General features: G+C 70.0%; 17 protein-coding genes. 11 read left to right on the top strand and 6 right to left on the bottom strand.

What is annotated here, in order from left to right; all coding sequences use genetic code 11:
• Positions 1-57 precede the first annotated feature (57 nt).
• Positions 58-777 carry a LamG domain-containing protein gene (locus ACZ7LV_RS03620; protein ID WP_471935279.1) on the top strand — a complete coding sequence of 240 codons (720 nt, stop codon included), beginning with the start codon at positions 58-60 and terminating at the stop codon, positions 775-777.
• Positions 778-889: 112 nt separating this feature from the next.
• On the opposite strand, the gene ACZ7LV_RS03615 is transcribed toward ACZ7LV_RS03620, so the two are convergent.
• Entirely contained in the window at positions 890-2,395 is a 1,506-nt protein-coding gene (locus tag ACZ7LV_RS03615) for an aldehyde dehydrogenase family protein (protein WP_471935277.1), read from the bottom strand.
• A 323-nt stretch (positions 2,396-2,718) separates the two neighbouring features.
• Between ACZ7LV_RS03615 and asnB the strand changes: the two genes are divergently transcribed.
• Positions 2,719-4,563 (top strand): asparagine synthase (glutamine-hydrolyzing), encoded by a 1,845-nt coding sequence (gene asnB, locus ACZ7LV_RS03610; protein WP_471935275.1) that lies wholly within the window; start codon positions 2,719-2,721, stop codon positions 4,561-4,563.
• A 32-nt stretch (positions 4,564-4,595) separates the two neighbouring features.
• Positions 4,596-5,078: a MarR family winged helix-turn-helix transcriptional regulator gene (locus ACZ7LV_RS03605; protein WP_471935274.1), complete on the top strand. Its 483-nt coding sequence runs from the start codon at positions 4,596-4,598 to the stop codon at positions 5,076-5,078.
• Positions 5,079-5,117: 39 nt separating this feature from the next.
• Here the strand turns inward: ACZ7LV_RS03605 and ACZ7LV_RS03600 are convergent, their stop codons facing one another.
• Positions 5,118-6,245: a PP2C family protein-serine/threonine phosphatase gene (locus tag ACZ7LV_RS03600; protein ID WP_471936099.1), complete on the bottom strand. Its 1,128-nt coding sequence runs from the start codon at positions 6,243-6,245 to the stop codon at positions 5,118-5,120.
• Between the two features lie 174 nt (positions 6,246-6,419).
• Here ACZ7LV_RS03600 and ACZ7LV_RS03595 point away from each other — a divergent pair, with 174 nt between their 5' ends.
• On the top strand, positions 6,420-6,866 hold the full coding sequence (locus ACZ7LV_RS03595; protein WP_471935272.1) for a hypothetical protein: 447 nt from the start codon (positions 6,420-6,422) through the stop codon (positions 6,864-6,866).
• A gap of 35 nt (positions 6,867-6,901) precedes the next feature.
• Positions 6,902-7,465 (top strand): hypothetical protein, encoded by a 564-nt coding sequence (locus tag ACZ7LV_RS03590; RefSeq protein WP_471935271.1) that lies wholly within the window; start codon positions 6,902-6,904, stop codon positions 7,463-7,465.
• A gap of 112 nt (positions 7,466-7,577) precedes the next feature.
• Here ACZ7LV_RS03590 and ACZ7LV_RS03585 read toward each other — a convergent pair whose 3' ends face one another.
• Complete coding sequence (locus ACZ7LV_RS03585; RefSeq protein ID WP_471935269.1) at positions 7,578-8,138, bottom strand: hypothetical protein; 561 nt, start codon at positions 8,136-8,138, stop codon at positions 7,578-7,580.
• 173 nt (positions 8,139-8,311) lie between these two features.
• On the opposite strand from ACZ7LV_RS03585, the gene ACZ7LV_RS03580 reads away from it, so the two are divergent.
• Positions 8,312-8,893, top strand: coding sequence for a TetR/AcrR family transcriptional regulator (locus ACZ7LV_RS03580; protein WP_471935267.1), 582 nt, complete (start codon positions 8,312-8,314; stop codon positions 8,891-8,893).
• 18 nt (positions 8,894-8,911) lie between these two features.
• Here the strand turns inward: ACZ7LV_RS03580 and ACZ7LV_RS03575 are convergent, their stop codons facing one another.
• Positions 8,912-9,169: a DUF6221 family protein gene (locus ACZ7LV_RS03575; protein ID WP_471935265.1), complete on the bottom strand. Its 258-nt coding sequence runs from the start codon at positions 9,167-9,169 to the stop codon at positions 8,912-8,914.
• A 513-nt stretch (positions 9,170-9,682) separates the two neighbouring features.
• Here ACZ7LV_RS03575 and ACZ7LV_RS03570 point away from each other — a divergent pair.
• Positions 9,683-10,222 carry an LOG family protein gene (locus ACZ7LV_RS03570; protein ID WP_471936097.1) on the top strand — a complete coding sequence of 180 codons (540 nt, stop codon included), beginning with the start codon at positions 9,683-9,685 and terminating at the stop codon, positions 10,220-10,222.
• 14 nt (positions 10,223-10,236) lie between these two features.
• Here the strand turns inward: ACZ7LV_RS03570 and pdxR are convergent, their stop codons facing one another.
• On the bottom strand, positions 10,237-11,673 hold the full coding sequence (gene pdxR / locus ACZ7LV_RS03565; RefSeq protein ID WP_471935263.1) for a MocR-like pyridoxine biosynthesis transcription factor PdxR: 1,437 nt from the start codon (positions 11,671-11,673) through the stop codon (positions 10,237-10,239).
• Between the two features lie 47 nt (positions 11,674-11,720).
• Between pdxR and ACZ7LV_RS03560 the strand changes: the two genes are divergently transcribed.
• Genes ACZ7LV_RS03560 through ACZ7LV_RS03550 form a run of 3 tightly spaced genes read left to right on the top strand, consistent with a single transcriptional unit; the run spans position 11,721 to position 13,945 of the window.
• Positions 11,721-12,221, top strand: a complete 501-nt coding sequence (locus ACZ7LV_RS03560) for a carboxymuconolactone decarboxylase family protein (RefSeq protein WP_471935261.1) — start codon at positions 11,721-11,723, stop codon at positions 12,219-12,221.
• A 13-nt stretch (positions 12,222-12,234) separates the two neighbouring features.
• On the top strand, positions 12,235-13,059 hold the full coding sequence (locus ACZ7LV_RS03555; protein ID WP_471935259.1) for an MIP/aquaporin family protein: 825 nt from the start codon (positions 12,235-12,237) through the stop codon (positions 13,057-13,059).
• A gap of 13 nt (positions 13,060-13,072) precedes the next feature.
• Entirely contained in the window at positions 13,073-13,945 is an 873-nt protein-coding gene (locus tag ACZ7LV_RS03550) for an NAD-dependent epimerase/dehydratase family protein (RefSeq protein ID WP_471935257.1), read from the top strand.
• A gap of 69 nt (positions 13,946-14,014) precedes the next feature.
• Here ACZ7LV_RS03550 and ACZ7LV_RS03545 read toward each other — a convergent pair whose 3' ends face one another.
• Positions 14,015-14,575 (bottom strand): MFS transporter, encoded by a 561-nt coding sequence (locus ACZ7LV_RS03545; RefSeq protein WP_471935255.1) that lies wholly within the window; start codon positions 14,573-14,575, stop codon positions 14,015-14,017.
• A gap of 282 nt (positions 14,576-14,857) precedes the next feature.
• Between ACZ7LV_RS03545 and ACZ7LV_RS03540 the strand changes: the two genes are divergently transcribed.
• Positions 14,858-15,754 (top strand): helix-turn-helix transcriptional regulator, encoded by an 897-nt coding sequence (locus ACZ7LV_RS03540; RefSeq protein ID WP_471935253.1) that lies wholly within the window; start codon positions 14,858-14,860, stop codon positions 15,752-15,754.
• The last annotated feature ends 14 nt before the right edge of the window (positions 15,755-15,768 follow it).

Below are 15,768 nucleotides of genomic sequence, written 5' to 3'. Positions count from 1 at the left end.
GCCGCCGGTCAGGCGGATTCGGGCATGGCGTCGGGCTGTTGCGGACATGACCCCGTCATGCGTGAGCCCTCGCAGGACAGCACGTCACGTCCGCCCGCCCGCCCTCGTGCGACGGACGTGGTCTTCACGGCCGACTTCGCGTCGACCCGGCAGTGGGTGGCAGGCCGCTCGTGGGCGTATCCCGGCGGCGGTCCCGTCAACCCCGCCGACAACAAGCTGGACCATCTCGTGTCCGATCCGGCGTACTGCCGCCAGGGGAGGTTCCTGGCGAGGCGTAGGCCCGACGGCAGATGGAACGCGGGACTGCTCACCACCGAGGGGAGCCAGGAAGGGTTCCTCGTCCGCGCGGGCGACGTGCTGGAGGCCCGCGTACGCCTTCCCCGGGAGATCGGGGCCTGGCCGGCCATCTGGACATGGCGGGACGGCGACCAGGAGATCGACGTCTTCGAGTATCACCCGGACAACCCTGATCTGCTCGAACTCAGCAACCACGTCCGTGACACGGGCCACTACTACCGGCACGAGGCGATCTCCCCGGGAGCGTGGCTCGATCTGCGGGTCGAGTTCGGCGCGCGGTCCGTTGTCTGGTGGGTCGACGGCGTCCGGGCCTTCTCGGACGGACGAGGGGTGGGAAGCCGGTGGCACGCCTATCTCATCGTCAACCTCTCCGTGTGTGCGGGGCGTTACCACCCGCCGCCGCAGGACGACGTGGACGAGATGTCGTTCCAGGTCACGCGACTGGTGGTGCGGCGTCCAGGGGGTCGCTCCGGGGACTGAGCCGCGAGCGCGAGCACCTCAGCAAGCGCCAGCAGACCCAACAGAAGGCCGCCCCCGAGAAGACCGCAGAAGAGACCTCGGAAGAGACCGCAGAAGACACCTCAGCGGACAATCAGAAGCGTACGTAGACGTTCTTCGGCTGGGTGTACCCCTTGAGTTCCTCGATGCCCTCCTCGCGGCCGACGCCGGAGTTCTTCACCCCGCCGAAGGGCGCGCCGGGGAGGTGGGAGGAGCTGGCGTTGACCCATACGTATCCGGTGCGAAGGTCGCGCGCGGCTGCCATCGCCGTGTGCAGCGAGGTGGTCCAGACGCTGGCGGTCAGTCCGTACGGCAGGGCGTTGGCCTGGGCGACGGCCTCCTCGTAGGAGTCGAAGGGCGCCGCCACCAGCACCGGGCCGAAGATCTCCTCCCGGAACAGCGGTCCGGCGGGGCCGGAGGGCGCGGAGAAGAGGGTGGGTCGTACGTAGTACCCGGGCCGGTGCGGGGTGCTTCCGCCGGCGACGAGGTCAAGGGCTGGATCGGACAGGCCCGTTCGTATGTAGGAGGTCACCTTGGCGTAGTGGTCCGCGGAGACCAGCGGGCCGATGTCCGTCGTGGGCTCCGCCGGGTCACCGAGGCGCATCGCGTCCATCCGCCGCCCCACCTCGGTGACCACGTGGTGGTACAGCGAGCGGTGGACGAGCAGGCGTGAGGTGGAGCCGCAACTCTGGCCCTGCCAGGTGAAGTTCATGCCTGCCATCGCGCCGTCGACGGCCGCGTGGACATCGGCGTCGGCGAAGACGATCAGCGGGTTCTTGCCACCCAGTTCCAGGGTGACCGTCTTGACCGCGGCACTCGCCGCACGCGCCTGTACGCGGCGCCCGGTGGCGGACGAGCCGGTGAACGCGATCCGCGGTACGTCCGGGTGGGTCACCAACTGCTCACCCGCCACGGACCCGAGACCCGGCACGATGTTCAGCACGCCGGGCGGCACGATCTCTGCGGCCAGTTCGCCGAGCCGCAGCGCGGACAGGGAGGTCGCCTCCGCGGGTTTCAGCACCACGGTGTTGCCCGCGAGCAACGGTGCCGCGATACGGGCGGCGGCGAACATCAGGGGATGGTTCCACGGGATGATGCGCCCCACGACGCCGAACGGGTCGCGCAGGGTGAAGTCGAGGGCGTCGTGGTCCGCCATGGGGATGGTCTCACCGCCCAGTTGGAGTGCGAGTCCGGCGAAGTAGCGGAGTTGGGCGACGGCCACGCGGGAGTCGTTGCGCATCACCCGCACGGGGGTGCCGTTGTCGATCGTGTCGGTCCAGGCCAGTTCCTCGCCATGTGCCTCGATCGCTCCGGCCAGCCCGGTCAGCACCCGCGCCCGGTCGACGATGGAGGTGGCCCCCCACGCCGGCGCCGCCGTGCGGGCCGCGTCGACGGCGGCGTCGATGTCGGTGGCGCCGCCCAGGGGTATGCGCGTCACCACCGTCTCGTCGGCGGGATTGACGACGTCGAGGGTGTCTCCGGAGGCGGCATCGGTCATCCGGCCGCCGATCAGCATGTGCCAGGGCCGGTCCACGATCTCGCGGACGGCCGGCCGAGCACCGTACGCGCTCTGCACAGTGGACAACTTGGAGGTGGACATGGAGTCCAGAATCGCACCAATAGATGCCATATGAAGCTGTTGTTCCTTTTTAATGGGCAAACACACCGTATAGCGCAGACCAAGTTTCGGACGATCAACGATCGACCGCGAGCGCGGACCTCAACACCGGTACCGTGCAGGGAAACCAGTCGAAAACCGACGTTTGACTCATTGCACGCATCGACGGACACTCGAAACATAGGTGCACGATACAAATCACCCATCGTGACGATCGGTGACGTCACGGAGCGGAGTGGGCCCACCGACCGCGACGTCGCGAACGAACCCGACACAAGGGCCCGGACACAGCCGGAGGAGCACGCATGTGCGGAATCACCGGGTGGATCTCGTACCAGCGGGACCTGCGACGCGAACACGCGACGGTCGACGCGATGACCGAGACGATGGCCTGCCGTGGGCCCGACGCCCGCGGCACCTGGGTGCACGGACCCGCCGCGCTCGGCCACCGCAGGCTCGCCATCATCGACCTGCCGGGCGGCAAGCAGCCCATGAGCACCGAGACGCCCGAGCGCGGCGCGGTGGCGATGGTGTATTCGGGTGAGGCCTACAACTTCACCGAACTGCGCGCCGAACTGGCCGCGCGCGGCCATCGGTTCACCACCACCTCGGACACCGAAGTGGTGCTCCACGGCTATCTGGAGTGGGGCCCGGGCGTCGCCGACCGGCTCAACGGCATGTACGCCTTCGCGATCTGGGACAGCCGCGAACAGAAGCTCGTGATGATCCGCGATCGTATGGGCATCAAGCCGCTGTACTACTACCCCACCGACGACGGTGTGTTGTTCGGCTCCGAGCCCAAGGCGATCCTCGCCAATCCGCTCGCCGAGCGGCGTGTCTCGCTCGACGGGCTGCGCGAGCTGTTCGCCTTCGTCAAGACGCCCGGCCACGCGGTCTGGGAAGGGATGCGCGAGGTCGAACCGGGCACCGTGGTCACCGTCGGACCGAGCGGCATTCGCACCGACGTCTACTGGACGCTGAGGACGGAGCCGCACACCGACGACCAGGAGACCTCCATCGCCCGGGTGCGCGAGCTCCTCGAGGACACCGTGCGCCGCCAACTCGTCTCCGACGTGCCCCGCTGCACCCTGCTCTCCGGGGGCCTGGACTCCTCGGCGATGACCGCGCTCGCGGCGCGGCAACTGGGCGCCGTGGGCGAGAGCGTACGCAGCTTCGCCGTCGACTTCGTCGGCCAGACCGAGAACTTCGTTCCGGACCCCTTGCGCGCCACCCCCGACACGCCGTACGTCCACGACGTGGCGGCGCTGGCCGGCACCGAGCACCAGGACATCGTGCTGGACTCGCAGCAACTGGCCGACCCCGAGGTCCGCGCGAAGGTGATCCGCGCCCGTGATCTTCCCGCGGGACTCGGCGACATGGACGGGTCCCTGTACCTGCTGTTCAAGGCGATTCGGGAGCACTCCACCGTCGCCTTGAGCGGGGAGTCCGCGGACGAGGTCTTCGGCGGCTACCCGCAATTCTTCGACGAGGAAGCCCGCGCGGCCGACAACTTCCCCTGGCTGGTCCGCTACGACCAGGCTTTCGGCGACGACGGCGGCATCCTCGTCGACACCGTGACCAAGGCCCTGAACATGGAGGCCTATCTGCGCGACGGCTACCGCAAGGCCGTCTCCCTGGTCGAGCGACTGGACGGCGAGAGCGACTTCGAGTACCGGATGCGCGTCATCAGCCACCTCCATCTCACCCGCTTCGTGCGCATCCTCCTCGACCGCAAGGACCGGGCCAGCATGGCCGTCGGCCTGGAGGTGCGGGTGCCGTACTGCGACCACCGGCTGGTGGAGTACGTCTACAACGCCCCCTGGGCACTGAAGTCCTTCGACGGCAGGGAGAAGAGCCTGCTGCGCGAGGCCACGGCCGACCTGCTGCCACGCTCGGTGTACGACCGGGTCAAGAGCCCCTATCCCTCCACGCAGGACCTGAAGTACGCCATGGCGCTCCAGGAGAACGCCAAGGGCCTGCTGGCCGAACCGTCCCATCCGGTGTTCGACCTGGTCAGCCGCGCATGGCTGCAGGACGCCGTCAGGAGCGACCACGCCGGGACGACCTTCGCCTCACGGCACGGTCTGGAACGCGCCCTGGACCTCGCCATGTGGATGGACATGTACCGGCCCACCGTGGAACTCCCCTGATCGGCGGGCACGACACGAAGGGGGCGTGGACGATGACCGGGTCCGGCAAAGTCGACGACACCCAGCTCGGTGAGCCCGACCTCCGCGGGGTGGCCGAGGAGACGGCCGTGCAACTCGTCGTGTCCCTGCACCGGTTGCTGCGGACACTGCGCAGGGCACGACCGGAACCTCGCCTGCAGCCCACTCTGTTCATCGTCCTCGCCCTGCTGAACCAGTACGGCCCCTCACGCATCGGCGTCCTGGCCGACCGCGTCCCGTGCACCCAGCCGACGGTCACCGCGACGGTGACGCAGTTGGAGGCCGAGGGGCTCGTCGCCCGCGAGCCCGACCCCGCCGACGGCCGCGCCGTCCAGGTGGCCATCACGGCGTCGGGCTCGGACGCGCTGTGCAGGATCGCCCACAGCGAGGCGGAGGCCCTTTTGTCACGCCTCGGCGTCCTGTCCCCCCAGGAGGTGCGGCAGGTGCTGGAGGTGGGCCCGCTGCTCCGTCGACTGGCCGAGGCCGAACCTCGCTGATGCGGTCCTTTCCGCCCCCTGTGGGCTGGGCTCCTGCCTCTACGGGCTCCGCTCCTGAGCCGGGTTGCCCGGGCAGCGTACGGCGAGGGCGGCGATGTCGTCGTCGAGTCGGCCTCCGCTGTGGTGGAGCAGGTCCCGGTGAAGCCGGTCGAGCAGTTCGCGGGGCTGCGCCGAGCCCTGTCGGCCCATCCAGTCCGGCAGCGGGAAGAACGCACCCGTGCGGTCCCGGGTCTCCGTGACGCCGTCGGTGTAGAGGAGCAGCTGGTCGCCCGGGGCGAAACTGACCGTGTCCACGGAGTAGTGCTCTCCGACGAGCGCGGCGAAGTGCAGGGGCGGCGAGGGGGTGGTGGGTTCCAGGACGCGGACCTGCCCGCGGTGCATGAGCAGCGGTGGAGGGTGGCCGCAGTTGAGGAGTTTGACGTGGCCGCCGCCGTGCGGGATCTCGGCGATCAGAGCGGTGGCGAAGCGCTCCGGGAGTTCCTGGGAGGGGAACCCGGCACTGTGGCGGGTGCTGGTGATTTCCAAGCGGTGGATGACGCCCCTCAGGTCGGGCTCGTCGTAGGCGGCCTCCCGGAAGCAGCTGATCACCGCCGACGCCGCTCCCACGGCGGACAGGCCCTTGCCGCGGACGTCGCCGATCAGCAGGCGCACCCCGTACGGCGTGCCGGCCGCCTCGTAGAAATCGCCGCCGATCCGGGCCTCCTCCTGGGCCGCCAGATACAGCGATTCGATCTCGACGTGCTCGATACGGCGGGGCAGGGGACGCAGCAGCACCTTCTGGGCCGCGTCGGCGACGAGCCGGACGCGCAGCAGCGTCTCCTCCCGCTGGAGTCGGACCCGGCTCGCGTACGCGGCCGCCAGGGTCACGGCCACGATCGCGGCAGCCGTGTAGGGCGTCCCGAGGTCGGTGTAGACGAAGCTGAGGCCGATCATGACCAGCAGGCAGAACGCGCCCAGCAGGATCGTGGGGAGCGTGGACCACATCGCCGCGGCGAGCGCGGGTGCGACCGGCAGGAGGCGGCTGATGGCGATCTCCCTGGGGGTGGAGAAGGCCAGGCCCGCGATGAGGAACGTGAGGATCACCGGTGACAGCAGGGGAGCTTCCCAGCGGCCGCTGTGTGGAGGACGACGGCGCTGCGGCCGTCTCTGCGTGATCACAAAAAGCATCATATCCGGGCAAAGCGAGCGTCGAGATGCCTGGCGCCGTCCCTGGTGCCGCGCCGACCGGGCGGGGCGCCCACCGCCCGGCGCTCCGGACGGCGGAACCGTTTCACCGGGCGCCGTGTCCTTCTCCGCGGAAGGTGGTTCCACGCCGCGGACCCACCTGAGAAGGGGGATGCCATGGGGCAGGTACGCGAGGGGGCACGCATAGGGGCTTGGGCCGTCGTCGGGGTCGTCGGACTGGCCGTTCTGTACGTGATCGGGGCCTTCGCCTTCGGTGGCGCGGGGTGGATCACGGCCCCGTTCCGCGGTGAGGCGGACAAGCGCGAGAACACCATCGGCTCGGGTGAGTTCCGTCAGACCACGTACGAGGAGTTCTTCGATCTGTGCGAGGCGACGCAGAACGCCGAGGGGACGATCCAGGCGCTCCAGGAGGAACGGAAGACCGCCGCGCCGGCGCGCACGACGCAGATCGACCAGTCGATCACCGCGCTGAAGGCGACGCGGATCGAGTCGGTCAACGCCTACAACTCCAAGGCCGCCCAGGAGCACCGCGCGCCCTTCCGTGACAAGGACCTGCCGTACCGGCTGGACGCCACGGCCGAGCGCACGACGTGCACCGACTGATCCCCGTCTCCTCCAGGGAAGAAGGGCAGCACCGCATGAAGAAGTTCGCACGCATGGCCCTGGCCACCGTCGTCGCGCTCGTCGTGGGCCTCGCCCTGACGTCCTGCACCGACTCCAGCCAGGACAAGGAGAACAAGGCCAAGCAGGAGAACTACGACCGCCTCGTGGCCCAGCAGCCGGCGGGCCGCATGGAGTACTCGCCGACCCGTGAGGCGATCAACCAGTGGGTCAAGACGTGGGGGAAGCGGGGCAAGCTCTCGTACGTCTACATCCAGAACGCGGCCGGCGAGTACGGCTACTTCATCATGAAGGGCCTGCCGGTGCCACGCTGCAAGATGCTGACTCCGACGGAGCGGGTGGAGTCCACCTCCAACGGCGTCGCGGTCCTGGCCCAGCCCGGCATGGACGGCACCTACACGTCGGGGTCCACCTGCAACGCCTACTACGGCTTCGACGCCACGACCGGCGCGTACATGGAGTTCACGGTGGGCACGAACCAGTCGTTCTTCCTGTTCGACAAACCCATGACGATGCCGGAGTACGCCAGCGCCAAGCAGCTGGGGCCGAGCTCGGTGAAGGACGTCGAGAAACGGCCATGACCCACGGTCTGCCCGCTCCGGTAGGCCGGCGCGGACGCCTGCGCCGCACGGCGGTGTGGCCCGGCCGGTGCGAAGACGCACCGACCGGGCCCATGGCGCTCGGCGACCCGGGTCACGCGCCCCTGGCGGCGCGACCCAGACGGAGCGCGGAGACGAGGAAGAAGACGCCTCCGAGGAAGGCGTAGCCGGCGAGGTTGCTCAGGGAGGGCTCGGCCGTGCCCGCCTGGGCGAAGAAGGACGCACCGGCGACGGTGGAGATGGCACCGCTGGCGATCATCGCCCACTGTCCTCCCAGGCGGCGTCGGGCGGCGCCCACGGCGAGCTGGACGAGGCCCGCAGTGATGGCCCAGACGCCCCAGACGCGGAGCACCGCCGGGATCCCGGACGTGGCGGCGACCGCGAGGCCGACGCCGGCCAGGGCGCTGAGCGCGATGTTCAGGTACAGGTGGCGCACGGGTCCGTCGTTCGCCTGCGCGGACCGGACGTCGACGACGGCGCAGGCCACGTCGAAGAGGGGGTAGATCACCAGGAGCGTGGCGCTGAGCGGGGACAGGGTGTCGGCGCTCGCGAACAGCAGCGCGGCCCATACGGCGGCGAACGCGAAACGCGTGAAGTAGAGCTTGCGCAGGGCCGCGGGAACGCTGGTGGGGGTCGCTTCGAGGAGGGTGTCCACGGGTGTGCCTTTCAGTGACGGTGCACGGGTGCGGAAGGGGCTGCCCAGCAGACAGGTCATCGGACTGACCAGCTGGCGAGGGAGAACGTTCGGTCTCACGAGCATTTAAGGGCTCCTCGGTGACGAATGTCAAGACCGAACGTTCTCCCTCAGCGTTTGGTAGCCTCTCCCCCATGAGTCCGGGCACACGAGGCGGCAGCACATCCGAACCACGGGCCAGGCTGCTGAGCACCGCAACGAAGATCTTCTACACCGAGGGGATCCACTCCGTCGGCATCGACCGGATCACCGCGGAGGCGCAGGTGCCGCGGGCCACGCTCTACCGGCACTTCTCGGGCAAGGAGGACCTCGTCCTCGCCTATCTCGACGCGGCCGACCGAGGGATCCGGGCCCAGATCACGGCGGCACAGGCGGACATCGAGTCACCGGCCGAGATGGTCCGCGCCGTCTGCCGCTCCATCGCCGAAGGCATCCGGTCCCAGGGATTCCGCGGATGCGCCTTCCTCAACGCGGTGGCCGAATACCCCGACCCGGCCCACCCCGTCCATCAAGCAGTGCTGGCCCACCGGCAATGGTTCCTCGACACCGTCACGGAACTGCTGGCACGGACCGGCCGCACGCCCGCCGACGCGGCCGGCCGGCACCTCGTGATGCTCCGGGACGGCGCCATGGCGGCCGGCTGTCTCTTCGACCCGCACCTGATCTCCGAGACCTTCCTGCAAGGCGTCGAGGGAATCCTCGCGACCCGGGACTAGGGCCCTGTCTCCTTGAAGCTATGGGCGCCATTCCTGGCGGTAGGCGGGGTGCCCAGCATATGACTGGGCAAGGACTCGCAGCGCGTATGCCAGCCCGGCCGAGCGGGAGTCCGAGGGATCCATGGCCTTGTAGTCGCGCGCCAGTTGCTCGGTCAGGTCGAGCATGGGGAGATGGCTGTCGAGAACAGCCTCGCCGCCCAGGGTATCGGCCACGTAGGCATAGGCATGGTTGTCGTCCATGATGCGCGCGACGAGAAACTGCACAAGGTCGTTCATGCGGCCATCTTGGCGGGCAAGGTGCCGCGGGTCGAGCGACTGTCCGGACGAGGATGGCGGCGAGGTGGAGTGCGGCCCTACTGGTCAAGGCCCGTTCGTCCTGGCCACAATCACCAGCAAGCCGTTGATCACCATGGACCGAGAAGCACCAAGGGAGTGCCCGGCCAGTGGCGAGGACGGCCCGACCTCGTCCTGCTGAACGGCACACTCACCGAGTGCGACCAGATCGGCGACTCACGCGCGCTCCCACAAACATCGCCGGCACGGTAATCAAACGCGGACCCCTGCAGGAACTCACTCCCACCGAGAAGAGTCCTGGCGCATCTTCCGCACATCCCGGTGCGGTCGCAACCGCATGACCTCAATCGCCGAAGGCGTCCTCACCCCTGGGAGCCGCAACGCTGAGGAAGCGCAGCACGGGATTGGCTCTCCGCCCTGTCCCCTGATTGGTCCGTACGACCGCCTCGGCCTGCCCGTACGGTCCGGTTCATGAATGCGATATCCCCCGCCGGCATGAGGATCTGCGTCTTCCTCTCGGCCGCGGACCTCGACGACCGCTACACGCGACCGGCCCGCGACTTCGCCCGGCTGATCGGCAAGGGGGGCCACACGCTGGTGTGGGGCGGTTCCGACACCGGGCTGATGAAAGTCGTCGCCGACGGGGTCCGGCAGAGCGGGGGACGGCTCGTAGGTGTGTCCGTCGGCTTCATGAGGCGGTGGGCACGGACGGACGCCGACCGGATGGTGTTCGCCGAGGATCTCGCCGAACGGAAGGCCCTGCTGCTCGCCGAGGCGGACGCCTTGGTCGTGCTGGCCGGAGGTCTGGGCACCCTGGACGAGCTGACTGAGATCCTGGAGCTGCGCAAGCACGGCCTGCACGACAAGCCGGTGGTGCTGCTGAACACGGGGGGTTTCTACGACGGCTTGCTCCTCCAGCTCCGCAGGATGGAGGAGGACGGCTTCCTGCCGGCGCGACTGTCCGAGCTGTACCTCGCCGCCGACTCACCGGGCGACGCCTTCGCCGCTCTGGAGGAGGCGGTGGGCCGGCGCTGACGCGTCGTGCCGGCTCAGGTCAGCGCCCGGCACAGGGCGTCCAGCGCACCTGCCCACGCACTGTCCGAAGGTGCCGCGTAGTTGACCACCAGGGCGTCCTGCCCGGGCGAGCGCTGTTCGGGGTCCGCCGTCTCGTGGAGGAACTCCTCGAGCCCGCTGACCGCCAGACCCTCCCGGGACGCCGCCTGGACGACCGAGTGCTCGGTGCCGTGGGGGAGTCGCACGACCGCCTGCAGCCCCGCAGCGATGCCGCCCACGCGCACGTGGGGCGCCCTGCGTGCCAGAGTGGCGACCAACTCGTCGCGGCGGCGCCGGTAGTGAACGCGCATGGAGCGCACGTGACGGTCGTACGCGCCCGACGCGATGAATTCGGCGAGCGTCAACTGCTCCAGCGCGCTCGACATGTAGTCCCCGTGGCCCTTGGCCTCGACGATGTGCGGGATCAGTTCCTCGGGCAGCACCATCCAGCCGAGCCGCACGCCCGGTGCCAGCGATTTGCTCACCGAGCCGCAGTACACGACGCGGTCCGGGTCGAGGCCCTGCAACGCACCGACGGGCTGGCGGTCGTAGCGGAACTCCCCGTCGTAGTCGTCCTCCAGGATCAACCCGTCGGTGGCACGCGCCCATTCGACGGCGGCCACGCGGCGGTCCGGGCGCAGCGCGGCTCCCGTCGGGTACTGGTGCGCCGGGGTCAGGAGCAGCGCGCCGGTGCCGACGTCATGCGCCAAGTCATCGGTCCGGGCTCCATGTTCGTCGACATGAACGGGCAAGGTGTCCAGTCCCGCGCGGGTGAGCAGGTCGCGGTAGAGGTCGAGGCCGTAGGCCTCGACCGCCACCGCCCGTACGTGCCGCTCCTTGAGCACCTGCGCCATCAGCGCCAGACCATGATGGAATCCGGCGCAGACGACGATCCGGTCCGGTTCGGCCGTGACGCCGCGGGCGCGGGCCAGATAGTCCGCGAGCACCGTGCGCAACTCCTCCCTGCCGAGCGCGTCCCCGTAGCCGAAGGCGTCGTGCGGCGCCGCGGTCAGAGCGCGGCGGGCGGCGGCGAGCCATTGTGCGCGCGGGAAGTTCGCGAGGTCCGGCGCGCCCGGCTGCATGCCGTACAGCGGACGGTGCCGGGCCGGCCGGGTGCGGGGCGTGGCGGTGGCCCGGCGCGGCGCGGTCCGTTCGGCCACGCGGGTGCCGGAGCCCTGCTGCGCGGCGAGCCACCCTTCGGCGACGAGATCGGCGTAGGCGTCGGTCACGGTGTTGCGGGAGACGCCCAGGTCGGCGGCGAGGGAGCGCGAGGGCGGCAGCCGGGTGCCGGGCGCCAGCCGCCCCGTGCGCACGGCATCCCGCAACGCGTCGGTGAGCCCCGCGCGCAAGCCCGGGCCGCGAAGTTCCAGGTGCAGGTCCGAGCCGGAGACGGAGGGCTGACCCTCGGCGGAATTGGCCTGGTGACTCTTCATGTAAATGGACCATACTCCAGTGCCATTCGCTGCGTAGCGTTGCCGTCATGAACACCAACGAAGCACGCGAAGGAACGGGGCGCCTGCCCGAGCACACTCCCCGACTGGACTGGGCGAAGCTCGCCCCGGAGGCCTTCAAGGCCATGATCCGACTCGACACCGCGGCCGGGCGGGGCCTGGAGCCCACCCTGCTGGATCTCGTCAAGATCCGGGCCTCGCAGATCAACCACTGCGCCTACTGCCTGGACATGCACAGCAAGGACGCCCTGGCGGCCGGTGAGAGCGCGGAGCGGATCATCCAGCTGGGCGCGTGGCGCGAGTCCAAGCACTTCTACACCGCCAGAGAGGTCGCGGCGATCGAACTGACCGAGGCGATCACCGTCCTGACCGACGGCTTCGTCCCCGACGAGGTCTACGCCAGGGCAGCGAACGAGTTCGACGAGGTGGAACTGGCCCGACTCGTCGTGGCGATCACCACGATCAACGCGTGGAACCGCTTCGGCGTCTCCACCCGCCTCGTGCCCGGCCACCACTCCCCCGCCGGCTGACAAGGGGACTCCGGTGAGTGTCGACTTCCGGCTCGCCCGTCGGCAGGCTCTGCTCCTCCGGCCGCGGCGGCTTCCGGTCCTGCGGACCCTTCTGGCCCGTGCCGCCGACGAGTTCGTGCTCGCCACGGTCCTGCTGTTCGTCGCGGTGACGGTCGTACGGTGGGTGCGTGACCCCGACTCGGTCGTCTACGTCGGTGACATCGCAGCCGCGCTCGTCATCATCGGCGTGCTCAGCGGGGCCGTCCTCACCGGACTGATCCTCTCCCCGCCCGGCCGACGCAGCGGGGGCCACATGAATCCCGCCGTGACGATCTCCCTGTGGCTGATGAACGCCTTCCCCGGACGCGCCGTCGTGCCCTACGTACTGGCCCAACTCGCCGGTTCCGCCGCAGGCACCGGGCTCGGGCGCCTGGTGTGGGGGCCCGCCGTCACCCTGCCGTCGGTGGACTACGCGGTGATCGTGCCGGCGCCCACGTGGCAGCCCATGGCCGTCTTCCTGACCGAGGCGGGCAGCATGACGCTCATCATGGTCGCCGTCGGGCTCACCATGACGCATGCCCGTTCGGCCCACCTCGTGCCCTACGTCATCGGGTCGGCCGTCGCTCTGATGATCGCCGTCCTGGGTCCCCGCAGCGGCGGTTCCGCCAATCCCGCCCGCCAGTTCGGACCGGCGGCGCTCACAGGGCAGAGCACGGAGCTGTGGATCTATCTCGTCGCACCGATCCTGGGGGCGGCCGCAGGCGCGTACCTCCACCACCTCCTGGCCGGACTTCGGCGTCGACCCGACGGCTGTGCGACCGACAACTTCCGAGAAGCCGATACACCCCCCACCAAGTGAAGGACTGATTTCCATGCGCATCCTGATCGCGGGCGCCACCGGTGCGGTCGGCCGCCTGCTCGTCCCCATGCTGCTGGAGGCGGGGCACCACGTCACCGGTGTCTCCCGCACGGCCGCCGGCGCCGATCGCGTGCGGCGGCAGGGCGCCTGCGCCGCCGTGGCGGACGCCTTCGACGCCGAAGGCCTGCGTCGCGTCGTGAAGGAGGCCGCGCCGGACGCGGTGATCCATCAGATGACCGCGCTGACGGATGCGGACGGCGCGTTGACCGACAGGCTCCGCCGCGAAGGCACCCGCAACCTGGTCGACGCGGCCAAGGCCGCCGGAGCCACAAGGATCGTCGCGCAGTCGCTCGCCTGGGCGTACGCCCCCGGAGCAGGGCCCGCCGACGAGTCCGTTCCGCTCGACCTCGGCGCGCCGCGACCGCGCGGCGCGATGGTCGACGGCATCCGGGCGCTGGAGGAGACCGCGGCAGAGCTGGAGACCGCCGTGGCGCTGCGGTACGGCATCCTGTACGGCCCCGGCACGTGGTACGCCCCGGGCGGTGCCGTCGCCGCGGCGCTGGCGGGTGATCCCGGCGCTCGTCTGCTGGCGTACCTTGAGGCGGACCGCTCGGTCACGTCGTTCATCCACGTGGCCGACGCGGCACGGGCCACCGTCGCCGCCCTGAACTGGCCCGACGGTCCCGTCAACATCGTGGACGACGAGCCGGCCCAAGGCCGCCAGTGGCTGCCCGTCCTAGCCGGGGCGCTCGGCGTGCCCGTTCCCGAAGCCACCGCGGCACGACAGGACTGGGCACGGGGAGCGTCCAACGCGCTGGCCCGCTCTCGAGGCTGGCGGCCCGAACACGGCACCTGGCGCGAGGGCTTCGCCTCCCAGGAAATCTGAACCGGTGTCGCGGCGCCCTGCGTCGCGACACCCCCGGTCCCCGCGGGGTAGGGCTCCGCCGCTACCGCTTCACCGCCCGCCCAGTGACCTGAACGGCCTACCGGCCCGGTTGCGGGCCTTGCCCTCCGCGCAGCTGCGCGTGAGCAGGGAGGGCGCGGACGGGGCGAGAACGGCGGCGCCGACGCCCTGCAGCGCCCGGGACGCGATCAGCCACCAGGCGCTCTGGGCGGCGCCCACCAGCAGCGAGGCCAGCGAGAAGACCACCAGCGAGTACAGGAAGACCTTGCGGTGGCCGAAGAGATCACCGGCGCGCGCTCCCAGAAGCAGCAGCCCGCCGAAGACCAGTACGTAGGCGTTGGTGATCCACGACAGGCCCGTCTCGGAGAATCCCATGTCAGAGCGGTTCCGGGGCAGCCCGGTGAACACGATCGAGTTGTCCAGGACGACCATGAAGTAACTGATGCAGATGATCGCCAGGATCAGCGTCGAACGGGCCGGGCCCCCGGAGGAACGCCGCGCCTGGTGGCGCGGGGCGGTGGTCCTGTCGCCGCTCGGCCCGCCCGGACGGTTTGAGTCGGCGACTGGCCCGGCGGGCGCATCGCCGGCGTCGTGCATGGCTGCGGTACGCACGCTCTTCCTCGCGTCGATCGGGAGTGCGGCCCGCTTCCGGGCCGCCCGTCTGTGGCGTCTTCCAGGTAACGGCCCCTTGAGGGGGCAGTGGGAGTCACTGCTCTTCCAGGTACTGGCAGTACCTCGCAGGCCTGCCCGGGCCGACCTACCGTGGATGAACCGGCACACCGAGCAGGCCGATCAGGAGGAGTCCGCCGTGCCTCGCCACTCGAGGTCGGGTCCGGCCCGGCGGCCGACGCGACGAGCCCGGTCGGAGCCGGGCACCCACACCAGGAAATGAGCATGACCAACCGCACCAAGAAGGACGTGGCCGCCGAGGCGCGGGAGTTCCTCAGCACCCGGCGGGCCAGGATCACCCCCGAGCAGGCCGGGCTGCCGGTCTACGGCGGAAACCGCCGTGTCGCGGGCTTGCGGCGCGAAGAGGTCGCCCTGCTGTCAGGCATGAGCGTGGACTATTACGTCCGCCTGGAGCGCGGCAACCTTGCCGGCGCCTCCGACTCGGTCCTCGAAGCCCTCGCGCACGCCCTACAGCTCAACGAGGCCGAGCGCACCCACCTCTACGATCTGGCCCGCGCCGCCAGCCCGTCCGGCCGACGGCCGGCGGTGACCTCCTCGCGCGTCCGGCCGACGATCCTGCGGCTGCTCGACTCGATGACCGGCGTCCCGGCGTTCGTCCGCAACGCCCGCTTCGACATCATGGCCGCCAACGCACTGGGACGAGCGCTGTACGCGCCTTTGTTCGACTCGCCGCTGTTCGCGCAGCGCGGGCCGGTCAACAGCGCCCGCTTCCTGTTCCTCGACCCCGCCAGCCAGGACTTCTGGGTCGACTGGGACAAGGGCGCCGACGATGCCGTCGCCTTCCTGCGCACCGAGACGGGTCGCGCGCCGCACGACAAGGCCCTCACCGATCTGATCGGCGAACTGACCACCCGTAGCAGCGACTTCGCCCGCAGGTGGGCACGGCACGACGTGAAGTTCCACCGCTCCGGCCTGAAGAACCTTCACCACCCGCTCGTCGGGGTTCTCGCACTGCCCTACGAGGCGATGGAACTGCCCTCCGACCCCGGCCTGCGCCTCAACTTCTACACACCCGAGCCGGACTCCCCGGAACAGCAGGCCCTGAACCTGCTCGCGAGCTGGACGAGCACCGGCACGGTCGTGCCCGCGGGCAACGACTGACCCCCACGACAGAG

The organism is Streptomyces sp. NPDC107562, assembly GCF_055657325.1.
This window is presented reverse-complemented; position numbering and strand designations above follow the sequence as displayed.